General features: G+C 60.1%; 9 protein-coding genes and 1 riboswitch. Of the genes, 5 read left to right on the forward strand and 4 right to left on the reverse strand.

Features of this window, described 5'->3' with window-relative positions; translation table 11 throughout:
• Positions 1-200: 200 nt before the first annotated feature.
• A riboswitch (cobalamin riboswitch) is annotated at positions 201-405 on the forward strand.
• A 96-nt stretch (positions 406-501) separates the two neighbouring features.
• The 4 genes from E0F99_RS25820 to cobM all read left to right on the forward strand — a co-directional run bounded on the left by E0F99_RS25820 (position 502) and on the right by cobM (position 2614).
• On the forward strand, positions 502-690 hold the full coding sequence (locus E0F99_RS25820; RefSeq protein WP_027606475.1) for a CbtB domain-containing protein: 189 nt from the start codon (positions 502-504) through the stop codon (positions 688-690).
• A gap of 11 nt (positions 691-701) precedes the next feature.
• Positions 702-1409, forward strand: coding sequence for a CbtA family protein (locus E0F99_RS25825; protein WP_130909001.1), 708 nt, complete (start codon positions 702-704; stop codon positions 1407-1409).
• The gene (locus tag E0F99_RS25830; RefSeq protein ID WP_083358039.1) at positions 1406-1798 is read left to right on the forward strand and encodes a cobalamin biosynthesis protein; all 393 of its coding nucleotides are present in this window, start codon (positions 1406-1408) and stop codon (positions 1796-1798) included. Before E0F99_RS25825 ends, E0F99_RS25830 begins: the two co-directional genes overlap by 4 nt.
• Positions 1799-1867: 69 nt before the next feature.
• On the forward strand, positions 1868-2614 hold the full coding sequence (cobM, locus tag E0F99_RS25835; protein ID WP_083358038.1) for a precorrin-4 C(11)-methyltransferase: 747 nt from the start codon (positions 1868-1870) through the stop codon (positions 2612-2614).
• Between the two features lie 143 nt (positions 2615-2757).
• Here the strand turns inward: cobM and nfuA are convergent, their stop codons facing one another.
• The 3 genes from nfuA to E0F99_RS25850 form a co-directional block, all read right to left on the reverse strand.
• A complete protein-coding gene (gene nfuA, locus E0F99_RS25840) occupies positions 2758-3342 on the reverse strand; it encodes a Fe-S biogenesis protein NfuA (protein ID WP_017136914.1) in 585 nt (194 codons plus the stop codon).
• Positions 3343-3400: 58 nt separating this feature from the next.
• Positions 3401-4426: an acyltransferase family protein gene (locus tag E0F99_RS25845; RefSeq protein WP_083360412.1), complete on the reverse strand. Its 1026-nt coding sequence runs from the start codon at positions 4424-4426 to the stop codon at positions 3401-3403.
• An 87-nt stretch (positions 4427-4513) separates the two neighbouring features.
• Positions 4514-6820 (reverse strand): fatty acid cis/trans isomerase, encoded by a 2307-nt coding sequence (locus E0F99_RS25850; protein WP_083358037.1) that lies wholly within the window; start codon positions 6818-6820, stop codon positions 4514-4516.
• A gap of 166 nt (positions 6821-6986) precedes the next feature.
• Here E0F99_RS25850 and metH point away from each other — a divergent pair, with 166 nt between their 5' ends.
• Positions 6987-10697 (forward strand): methionine synthase, encoded by a 3711-nt coding sequence (gene metH, locus E0F99_RS25860; protein ID WP_083358036.1) that lies wholly within the window; start codon positions 6987-6989, stop codon positions 10695-10697.
• A 158-nt stretch (positions 10698-10855) separates the two neighbouring features.
• Here the strand turns inward: metH and E0F99_RS25865 are convergent.
• A partial coding sequence (locus E0F99_RS25865) for an NEL domain-containing protein (protein WP_242626934.1) occupies positions 10856-11566 on the reverse strand: 711 nt, incomplete at its 5' end.

The following is an 11566-nucleotide window of genomic DNA, read 5'->3' on the forward strand; positions in this document are numbered from 1 at the left end:
GTTCTGGCATGCCGAGCCTAGGCGAGGCACCGAGTGGTGGGGCAAGAGCCCTTTTGGTTACTTTTGGCTGGGCCGGCATTCCGGGCTCTTTTCCAAAAGTGACCCGCCGTAAGGGCGGAACCAATAGTCGCCGTTACCGCAGCAACGGATATGTACCCCAAAAAAACTCCCAATTGACTCCCCTCCCACCCCCATGCTCTCCTACACACCTTGTTTCGGGTGCCCTTCACAGGGTGAAACGGGAAACCGGTCAATCATGCATGCATGACCAGTCCGGTGCTGCCCCCGCAACGGTAAGCGAGCGAAGCGTCACAGCCACTGTGCCTGCAAGGCATGGGAAGGCGATGCTTTTTAGACCCAGTGTCCCTCGCAAGCCCGGAGACCGGCCCGAAAAATCAGATAACAAACCCGCGGTGGGCGGGCGCTGTTCAAAACTCTGCGTGCCTGGCTCGCGGGGTTTTCATGCGCTCGTTTCACCCTGACACCCAGAAGGGACGCGCCATGTCGATCATCAGCAGTACCTCGCATACCGCCAGCAGCTCCGCCACCCTGAGCCAACGCCTGACCGCCGCTATCGGTGCGTCGATCCTCGGCGCGTGCCTGGTGTATTTCGCCGGCTTTTCACATATCGAAGCGGTGCACAACGCCGCCCACGATACTCGCCACAGCGCTGCGTTCCCGTGCCACTGAGACCTGCCGACATGATCAAGCGTATCGCCCAAACCGCAGGCTTTACTGGGTTGCTGGCCGCCCTGCTGCTGACCCTGCTGCAAAGCTTCTGGGTCGCCCCGCTGATTCTGCAGGCGGAAACCTTTGAAAACGCCCCGGCGGCGGCCGAAGTAATGCCCCATGAACATGCACAAGGCGCCGCCGCTCACACCCACGACGCCGAAGCCTGGGAGCCGGAAAACGGCTGGCAACGTGTGTTGTCGACTACCGGCGGTAATCTGGTGGTGGCGGTTGGTTTTGCCCTGATGCTGGCCGGTCTCTATACCTTGCGCGCACCGACCCGCACGGCTCAAGGCTTGCTGTGGGGCTTGGCCGGTTATACGACGTTTGTGCTGGCGCCGACCCTGGGCCTGCCGCCGGAGCTGCCAGGCCCCGCCGCCGCTGACCTGGCCCAACGTCAGGTCTGGTGGATCGGTACGGCTGCGTCCACCGCGGCGGGTATCGCCCTGCTGGTGTTTGGCCGCAGCTGGCTGCTCAAAGTGCTGGGCGTGGCGATCCTGGCCGTGCCGCATGTGATCGGTGCCCCTCAGCCTGAAGTGCATTCGATGCTGGCGCCGCAAGCGTTGGAAGCACAGTTCAAAATCGCTTCGCAGCTGACCAACGTCGCCTTCTGGCTGGCCTTGGGCTTGATCAGCGCTTGGCTGTTCCGCCGCAACCGCGACGGTCAATACTCGGCATGACCCTGGTGGTCGGCCTGGGCTGCCAGCGGGGCTGTGATGTTCACACCCTGCTGGGCCTGCTCGACACCGCCCTCGCCGAGGGCAGTATCGAACGCCATCGCATCACCGCGCTGGCCAGTCTCGACCGCAAGCAGAATGAACCTGGGCTGCTCGCGCTGGCAAAGGTGCTGCGACTGCCATTGCAGTGTTTCAGCGCTGCACAATTGGCGGTTTTTGAACACCGCCTGAGCCACAAATCAGCAGTCGCTTTTGCCCATACCGGCTGTTACGGCATCGCCGAAAGCGCCGCGCTGGCCTTGGCTGAACAGCTCTCCCACGGCCCTGCCCGCCTGCTGATCACGCGCAAAAAAGTCGCCCAGGCCACCTTTGCATTAGCCTGCGCCGACTAAAAACCCGATAATCGCCCTTCTCGATCATGAGCAATCTTCATGCTCGCCCGATTTTCAACAGGAACTCCCATGACCGTCTACTTCATCGGCGCCGGCCCCGGCGACCCGGAATTGATCACCGTCAAAGGCCAGCGGCTGATCCGCAGTTGCCCGGTGATCATCTATGCCGGCTCGCTGGTGCCGCCGGCGGTATTAGAGGGCCATCAGGCGGAACAGGTGGTTAACAGCGCCGAATTGCACCTTGAACAAATCATCGACTTGATCAAGGCCGCCCATGCCAAGGGCCATGATGTGGCGCGCGTACACTGCGGCGACCCCAGCCTGTATGGGGCGATTGGTGAGCAAATCCGTCATTTGCGTGAGTTGAATATTCCCTTTCAGATCATTCCAGGGGTCACAGCGGTGGCGGCCTGTGCGGCATTGCTGGAGACGGAGCTGACCCTGCCGGATATCGCCCAAAGCGTGATCCTGACCCGCTATGCCGATAAAACCAGCATGCCGGCCGGTGAGGATTTCGACAGCCTGGCGCGCCACGGCACGACCATGGCGATTCACTTGGGGGTTAATCATCTGGAGAAGATCGTTGCTGAGCTGCTGCCGCATTACGGCGCGGATTGCCCGATTGCCGTGGTGCACCGCGCGACGTGGCCGGATCAGGATTGGGTGGTGGGTACGTTGGCGGACATTGCCGAGAAAGTGGCGGCCAAAGGGTTCCGTCGTACGGCGCTGATTGTGGTGGGCCGGGTGCTGGCGAACGACAGCTTCAGCGAGTCGTCGCTGTATCGCGCGGGTCACGCGCACCTCTATCGGCCCTGAAGAAATGCGGTCAACCATGTGGGAGCAAGCCCGCCATCACACTTGATCCCGTTTAGCAGGAATACGGCGCAAGTCACTGAATTAAGAACATAAAAAAACGGCGCTCACGGGGCGCCGTTTTTTGTTCGCAGTGAACACCTTACTCAGTAGTAGGCGTTTTCTTTCTGCGTGTGGTCAGTCACGTCACGTACGCCCTTGAGCTCAGGAATGCGCTCAAGCAGGGTGCGCTCGATGCCTTCACGCAGGGTCACGTCCGCCTGGCCGCAGCCTTGGCAGCCGCCGCCGAATTTGAGTACGGCGATGCCGTCTTCCACGACGTCGATCAAGCTGACCTGACCGCCGTGGCTGGCCAGCCCCGGGTTGATTTCGGTTTGCAGGTAGTAGTTGATGCGCTCGTTGACCGGGCTGTCGGCGTTGACGTTCGGCACCTTGGCGTTGGGCGCCTTAATGGTCAACTGGCCACCCATGCGATCGGTGGCGTAGTCGACCACGGCGTCGTCGAGGAAAGCTTCGCTGAAGTTATCGATGTACGCGGTGAAGCTTTTGAGCCCCAAGGCGGTGTCTTCAGGTTTTTCTTCCCCAGGCTTGCAGTAGGCGATGCAAGTTTCGGCGTATTGGGTGCCGGGCTGGGTAATGAAGACGCGAATGCCGATACCTGGGGTGTTCTGCTTGGACAGCAGGTCAGCCAGGTAATCGTGGGCGGCGTCGGTAATGGTTATGGCAGTCATGGAAACTCCTCACAGGCTTGCGGGCAGTTTACGCCAAACATTACAGAGGCACAAAGTCCTAGTGTTTTTGTCGGGAAAGGCGTGTCGGGTCATCCATGCCAAACCAACGCTTGAACACGCGATAGCTGCCCTTTTCCAGCCACTGGTAGCTTGCAAATGCGCACAATGCCGTCACTGCGATGCAAACGGGCAGCATCGCATAGGGGCTTATACCCGCGTGTTCCGCGGCCCATCGCCCAGCGTACAGCACCATCGTGTGGATCAAATACACCGAATAAGAGCAATCCCCGAGCATCTTCAACAGGCGCGAGCCCTTGAAGTAAGGCTCCAGTGTCACACCGCTGATGACGAGTACCGCGCTGGGAACGCCCCACTCCAGCGAACGAGGTACATCTGCGCCGATATAAATCGCGACCAACGCACCCACGATACCCAACAACGGCAGCCACGCCCTGGCCCGGCACAGACCACGGCGATACAGCATGCCGATCACAATGCCCATCAGAAACTCCAGGACAATGTCGTTGCTGTAAAAACCGCCGGCCAGGTTCAAAGCCGGACTGATGATGCCGCACACAAGATAGAGCAGCCCGGCCACCACCCAAAACCGATACGAGGTACGCACCCACAAGGCCAAGGCGAACAGAAGATAAAACAGCATCTCGAAGTTGAGGGTCCAGCCGACGTCCAACAGCGGATAGATCCCAAAGCCCGCGGGGTGCTGGGCAGGGATAAACAGCATCGACAGGGCCACGTGGCTCAGCACCCACTCATCATTTGGGAACATCGCGGGCAACGCCACGATCAGCAGGGCCATGAGCAGGGTATAGAACCAATATGCCGGCGCGATCCTTGCCACGCGCATAAGCATAAAACGCCACGGTGTCAGGGCTTTGTCTGCGCTCGCAAGGAAAATCACCAGGCCGCTGATGACAAAGAACACATCCACGCCAGCGGCGCCTTTGTCGGCAAACAGATACTCCAGCGGGCTATGGACCTCAAAGTTGAAAAAAACCTGCATGAAGTGGTGGCCCACCACCACCCACGCTGCCAAGGCGCGTAGCGCTTGCACTGAAATCAGCATCATCGGAATACCTGTTCCAATCCCGCAAGATAGATACCCGACTGCTTCAGCACTCGCTTAGAGAGATGACTGAGTCACTGGCAATACTTATAGGTTCTCATACCGATTCATGTCCAGAACGCCCGCTTCCACCGGCGTGGTTTCGCGGATGTACTGTGACAAGTCGTGAAAGTACTGCCAGAACTGCGGATGGCTGCGGCGTATGCCCCAACGGTCGACAATCTTCTCAAACCGCTTGGCATCCTTGGCATTCTCCATCGCCGCCACAAACTCCGGCACTTGCTGCGCCGCAATATTGAACATGAAGTTGGGGTAACTGCTGAGCACGCCCGGATAGACAGTCAACGTGTCCAGCCCCGGTTGATAGCGATAAGCCTCGCCCAACAAAAACGCCACATTACTGTGCGCTCGGTTGCGCAACAAGCTGTAAACCACCCGCTGACCACTGGCCGTCTCAACCCGCAGCATCGTAGCCTCAGGCAATTGATCAATCACCTTGAGCCCCGCCGCCGGCCGCAACGTCAGACGGCTCAGCGCCTGCTCCGCATCCTGTAACGCAGGCTCAATCCCATCGCGCGAGCAATAGGCGCCGGTACAGCGGTTGATCGGATCCGGACTAGCGTTCAGGTTGCCATAGCGCGTCAACAACTGGTTGGCAAAATCTCGCTTCGGGTCCTTTTCATCCAAATGCAGCCCGCTCGGTTTGTCGTCATCAATCGCTTCATAGTCCAGCCACAGCTTGAGTTTGCCGCTGTTCTGGTACCAATCATCCATAAAATCATCGCGCGTATCCGCCGGCATCAAACGCAGGAAGTTCTGCTCGGCGCCATTGCGGATCAGGTCGAAGTACAGCCGGGTCTGGGCTTGATGGGACACGTTGCCGAACACATCGAAGTTCACCGCCAACTGATAATAGGTGCGCTCCAGCAGCGGATAGTCAAACAGCCACATCGTCTGCGGTACCTCACCGATCAAGCCCTTGTTCACCGAAGCGCTGTCAAAGTGGCGGAAAATGCTCAACAAGGCATTGTCATTACCGGCCCACAGGCTGGACCAGCTCGGTGGCGGCAAATCAGCGTAGCTGTCACGGCGCAAGGCTTCGTATTGGTTGCGCTTGTCGCGATACGCCAACCACAGGCTGAGCACGCTGCCCACGTCGTCGTTCTGCCCCGGCATCGCCAGCAACGGCGTGGCCTGGCCACGGTAACGCGCATCGGTGATGTACAGGTCGTGGTCCGGGTCCTGGAACAGGGTCCAGAAGTTGTCGCGAATCACATCCGTAGCAATCTGCCCACGGCACACCGGCCCACGAATAAAGGTGCGCACGAAGTATTCGGCGTTATCGAGCATAAATTGGTAGCGCGCTTTGGCCGGAATCGCCTCGAACGTCTCGAACGGGTTGGCCCGGCGCCCGGGGCCATAGCCCGGCAAGGCGTTGACTTGCCAGTCACCGGCGTAGAACAGCGCTTTGATCCGCGCCATTTTTGCCGCGCTGAACGGGTACGTGATGTGGGTTTTATGCACGATCACACCCTGCACCGGCCACAGGCGGTAATACACCTGGGTGCCCGGGTCATCGTTGGGGCGGCGGGTGGCGATCAGGTCGATTGGCTGGCCGCTTGGCGTGCGCGAACGTACCCATTGAAAGAAATGCCCCGGCTCGCCGTTCTCAAAGTAAATGTGCGCCAGGTATAGATGCTCATACAACCAGCGCGCCACCAGGCTTTCGCGGGCGCCGGGCTGGTTGAACAGGTTTTCCCACTGCTGCACTTGCAAGGCTTCCTTGGCGCTGGGCGCCAGGCCTTGCTCATCCATCGGCGCACCGGAGGCAAGCCAACGTTGCAGGGTTTGGTATTGCTGATCGGTCAGGCCGGTGACCGCCAGCGGCATGCCTTCCTTGGGATGGCTGCCTGCGTAGGCATTGAACTCGCCGGGCATGGCGCACAGGTTCTCGCGATTCAGGCCCAGCACGATCTCGTCGGGCAGCTTGGCATTCGGTTGCAGCGGTGCGTTATGCCCCAACTCCAGCATGCGCGCCATCAAGGCGGCCTGGCTGCCTTGGGCGTCGAGTACCGAATAGAAGCCCTTCTGCTGCCAGGCTGGTTTGCCGAACGCGTCATAGAACAGCCGCGTGGTCGGCGCGGCCTGGCTGCGCTCGCCGTCGTAAACCGGTGTTTTGCTCGCACCACGGGCCGAGCCCTCGGCGCTGCCCAGGTTGAGCTGGCAGGCGGAGTCGTAGCAGGCGTGGCAGGCCACGCACTTTTCGGTGAAGATCGGCTGCACGTCACGGGTATAGGAAATCGCCGGGGCGGGGCTGTTGACCGGTAAAGCGTCTGCCTGGGCAGTACTGGCAATCAAGGCCAGTACGGCGCTGACGATAAGGCGAAGTGACATGTATCCGGCCCCGATTCAATGCGAGCGATAGAGAAGTGCCGGCGATTCTACCGGGCCATGACCGCCTCCAACATGAACGATATTCATGCAAAACCTGGGCATGCTCTAAATCGGCACAGGTTTGCTATGATTCACCCCCTCCGAAATGCCTGACCAGAGTAGTCCCATGTCCGATCGTAGCGCTCGTCTGCAAGCCCTTCACCAAGCCCTCAAGGAACGCATCCTGATCCTCGACGGCGGTATGGGCACGATGATCCAGAGCTACAAGCTTGAGGAAAACGACTACCGCGGCAAACGCTTTGCCGACTGGCCGAGCGACGTCAAGGGCAACAACGACCTGCTGGTGCTCACCCGTCCGGACGTGATCGGCGGCATCGAAAAAGCCTACCTGGATGCCGGCGCCGACATCCTGGAAACCAACACCTTCAACGCCACGCGCATTTCCATGGCCGATTACGGCATGGAAGAACTGGCCTTTGAGCTGAACGTAGAAGGCGCGCGACTGGCGCGCAAAGTCGCCGACGCCAAGACCCTGGAAAACCCGGCCAAGCCGCGTTTCGTCGCCGGCGTGCTCGGCCCTACCAGCCGTACTTGCTCGCTGTCGCCGGACGTGAACAACCCCGGCTACCGCAACGTGACCTTTGATGAACTGGTGGAAAACTACACCGAGGCCACCAAAGGCCTGATCGAGGGCGGCGCCGACCTGATCCTGATCGAAACCATCTTCGACACCCTCAACGCCAAAGCAGCGATCTTTGCCGTACAAGGTGTGTTCGAAGCACTGAATGTCGAACTGCCGATCATGATCTCCGGGACCATCACCGATGCCTCCGGCCGGACCCTGTCGGGCCAGACCACCGAAGCGTTCTGGAACTCGGTCAGCCACGCCAAGCCACTGTCGGTGGGCCTGAACTGCGCCTTGGGTGCCAGCGAGCTGCGTCCGTACCTGGAAGAGCTGTCGAACAAGGCCAACACCCACGTTTCCGCGCACCCGAACGCCGGCCTGCCCAACGAGTTCGGCGAGTACGACGAATTGCCGTCGGAAACGGCCAAGGTCATCGAAGAATTCGCCCAGAGTGGCTTCTTGAACATCGTCGGCGGCTGCTGCGGCACCACACCGGGCCACATTGAAGCCATCGCCAAGGCCGTTGCCGGTTATGCGCCGCGCCCGATCCCGGACATTCCCAAGGCCTGCCGCCTATCGGGCCTGGAGCCGTTCACGATTGATCGCAGCTCATTGTTCGTCAACGTCGGCGAGCGCACCAACATCACCGGTTCCGCGCGTTTTGCCCGCCTGATCCGTGAAGACAACTACACCGAAGCCCTGGAAGTCGCCCTGCAACAGGTGGAAGCCGGCGCCCAGGTGATCGACATCAACATGGACGAGGGCATGCTCGATTCGAAGAAGGCCATGGTGACCTTCCTCAATCTGATTGCAGGCGAGCCGGACATCTCCCGCGTACCGATCATGATCGACTCCTCCAAGTGGGAAGTGATCGAGGCCGGCCTCAAATGCATCCAGGGCAAGGGCATCGTCAACTCCATCAGCATGAAGGAAGGCGTCGAGCAGTTCATTTACCACGCCAAGCTGTGCAAGCGTTATGGCGCCGCCGTGGTGGTGATGGCCTTTGACGAAGCCGGCCAGGCCGACACCGAAGCGCGCAAAAAAGAAATCTGCAAACGCTCCTACGACATTCTGGTCAATGAAGTCGGCTTCCCGCCGGAAGACATCATCTTCGACCCGAACATCTTCGCGGTTGCCACCGGTATCGAAGAGCACAACAACTATGCCGTCGACTTCATCAACGCCTGTGCCTACATCCGCGACGAGCTGCCGTATGCGCTGACTTCCGGTGGCGTCTCCAACGTGTCGTTCTCGTTCCGGGGCAACAACCCGGTGCGTGAGGCGATCCACTCGGTGTTCCTGCTGTATGCGATCCGCAACGGCCTGAGCATGGGTATCGTCAACGCCGGCCAGTTGGAGATCTACGACCAGATCCCGGCCGAGCTGCGCGATGCCGTGGAAGACGTGGTGCTCAACCGTACGCCGGAAGGCACCGATGCCCTCCTCGCCATCGCCGACAAGTACAAGGGCGACGGCAGCGTAAAAGAAGCCGAGACCGAAGAATGGCGCGGTTGGCCGGTGAACAAGCGCCTGGAACACGCGCTGGTCAAGGGCATCACCACCCACATCGTTGAAGACACCGAAGAATCCCGCCAGTCATTCAGCCGCCCGATTGAAGTGATCGAAGGCCCGCTGATGTCAGGCATGAACATCGTCGGCGACCTGTTCGGCGCCGGCAAAATGTTCCTGCCCCAAGTGGTCAAATCCGCCCGGGTGATGAAGCAGGCTGTGGCCCACTTGATCCCGTTTATCGAGCTGGAAAAAGGCGACAAGCCCGAAGCCAAAGGCAAGATTCTGATGGCCACGGTGAAGGGCGATGTGCACGACATCGGCAAGAACATTGTCGGCGTGGTGCTCGGTTGCAACGGCTATGACATCGTCGATTTGGGCGTGATGGTGCCGGCGGAGAAGATCCTGCAGGTGGCCAAGGAACAGAAGTGCGACATCATCGGGCTGTCCGGCCTGATCACGCCGTCGCTGGACGAAATGGTCCACGTAGCCCGCGAGATGCAGCGCCAGGACTTCCACCTGCCGTTGATGATCGGCGGCGCCACCACCTCCAAAGCGCACACGGCGGTGAAGATCGAGCCTAAGTACAGCAATGACGCGGTCATTTACGTGACTGACGCCTCGCGTGCGGTGGGTGTGGCCACGCAGTTGCTCTCCAAAGAGTTGAAGGCCGGTTTCGTCGAGAAAACCCGCCTGGAATACATCGACGTGCGTGAGCGCACCTCCAACCGCAGTGCGCGTACCGAACGCCTGAGCTACCCGGCGGCCATCGCCAAGAAACCGCAGTTCGACTGGAGCACTTACACGCCGGTCAAGCCGACCTTTACCGGCGCCAAGGTGCTGGACAATATCGACCTCAAGGTGCTGGCCGAGTACATCGACTGGACGCCGTTCTTTATTTCCTGGGACCTGGCCGGCAAATTTCCGCGCATCCTTGAAGACGAAGTGGTGGGTGAGGCCGCTACCGCGTTGTATGCCGATGCCCAGGAAATGCTCAAGAAGCTGATCGACGAGAAACTCATCAGCGCACGCGCAGTATTCGGCTTCTGGCCGACCAACCAGGTGCAGGACGATGACCTGGAAGTCTACGGTGAGGACGGCCAGCCGATTGCCAAGTTGCACCATCTGCGTCAGCAAATCATCAAAACCGACGGCAAGCCGAACTTCTCCCTGGCCGACTTCGTCGCGCCAAAAGACAGCGGCGTGACCGACTACATCGGCGGCTTTATCACCACCGCTGGCATCGGCGCCGAAGAAGTCGCAAAGGCCTATCAAGACGCGGGCGACGACTACAACTCGATCATGGTCAAGGCTCTGGCCGATCGCCTGGCCGAAGCCTGCGCCGAATGGTTGCACCAGCAAGTGCGTAAGGAACACTGGGGTTATGCCAAGGACGAACAGCTGGACAACGAGGCGCTGATCAAAGAGCAATACAGCGGCATCCGCCCTGCCCCCGGCTACCCGGCGTGCCCGGACCACACCGAGAAAGCCCAGCTGTTCCAACTGCTCGACCCCGAAGCCCGCGAAATGCAGGCCGGGCGCAGCGGCGTGTTCCTCACTGAACACTATGCGATGTTCCCGGCGGCGGCGGTCAGCGGCTGGTACTTCGCCCATCCGCAGGCGCAGTACTTTGCCGTGGGCAAGGTCGACAAGGACCAGGTGGCGAGCTACACCGCGCGCAAAAACCAGGACCTGGCCGTAAGCGAGCGGTGGCTCGCGCCGAACCTGGGGTATGACAACTAACCCCCTTGGACGACGACCTGTTCCATAAGCGTTGACAAGCGCTAAAACGCGAGAACGCCACAAAAATCCGAGGCCATCAGAGGTCTCGGATTTTTTTGTCGCATAACGCCAGGCCCGAATGCCTGGATGACGGAAGCGAACAGCCCGGCTGGCCTATTCTACTGCCGCGAGGACGGACCCGGCTGCGGCGACTCAGGCTTCGATGGGGCCGTACCCACAGCACGGGTCGATGGTTGCGGCGCCTCCCTTCGAGACAATTCAAGCAGCAGACGTATTCGTGCACTAGCGTCCTCGATCACCAGCCGGTTCAATGCCTCGTTGTAGCGCTCCTGGCTCTCTGTGCCCTGCACCCTGTCAGCGTGTTCATCCTCCACGGCCTCATGGCGCCTGGCAGCATCGCGCTGAAGCGCTTGAAACTCATCGGGATAGCGCTCTCGCAGGTAGTTATTCCAATAATCACGAGCAACCAGGCTTTCATAAAACGCATTGGACGCTTGCGCCCGTAGCACCTGGCTACGCGCGTTAGCCAACACCGTTCCGCTGATCGGTCTGATAAATGCAATATGCTTGGGCTGCCCTGGCAGTTCCAGCCCGTCGGGCCAACCGCCGGTCATGCCGACCCGGTACGCCAGACGCACCTCGGCTCGATCCCGTCCTACGGCTTTGCGTTCAGCCAATGCATCGACCTGGTCCAGACGGAACAATTGCCGGGACAGGTCCAACAAACGCTGCCCTCTGAGCGTGAGGTTCTGAGTCGGGACGTCACGCAGTATCTGCGCCTCGAACACCAGCACCTCCATTGAGCTGAACGTGAGGATACGCCCTCCCGCCCAGGTGCCAGGGGTTTCCGAGGAGTCGAACAACACCTC

This window comes from Pseudomonas antarctica, from assembly GCF_900624995.1.
GTDB lineage: Bacteria > Pseudomonadota > Gammaproteobacteria > Pseudomonadales > Pseudomonadaceae > Aquipseudomonas > Aquipseudomonas antarctica.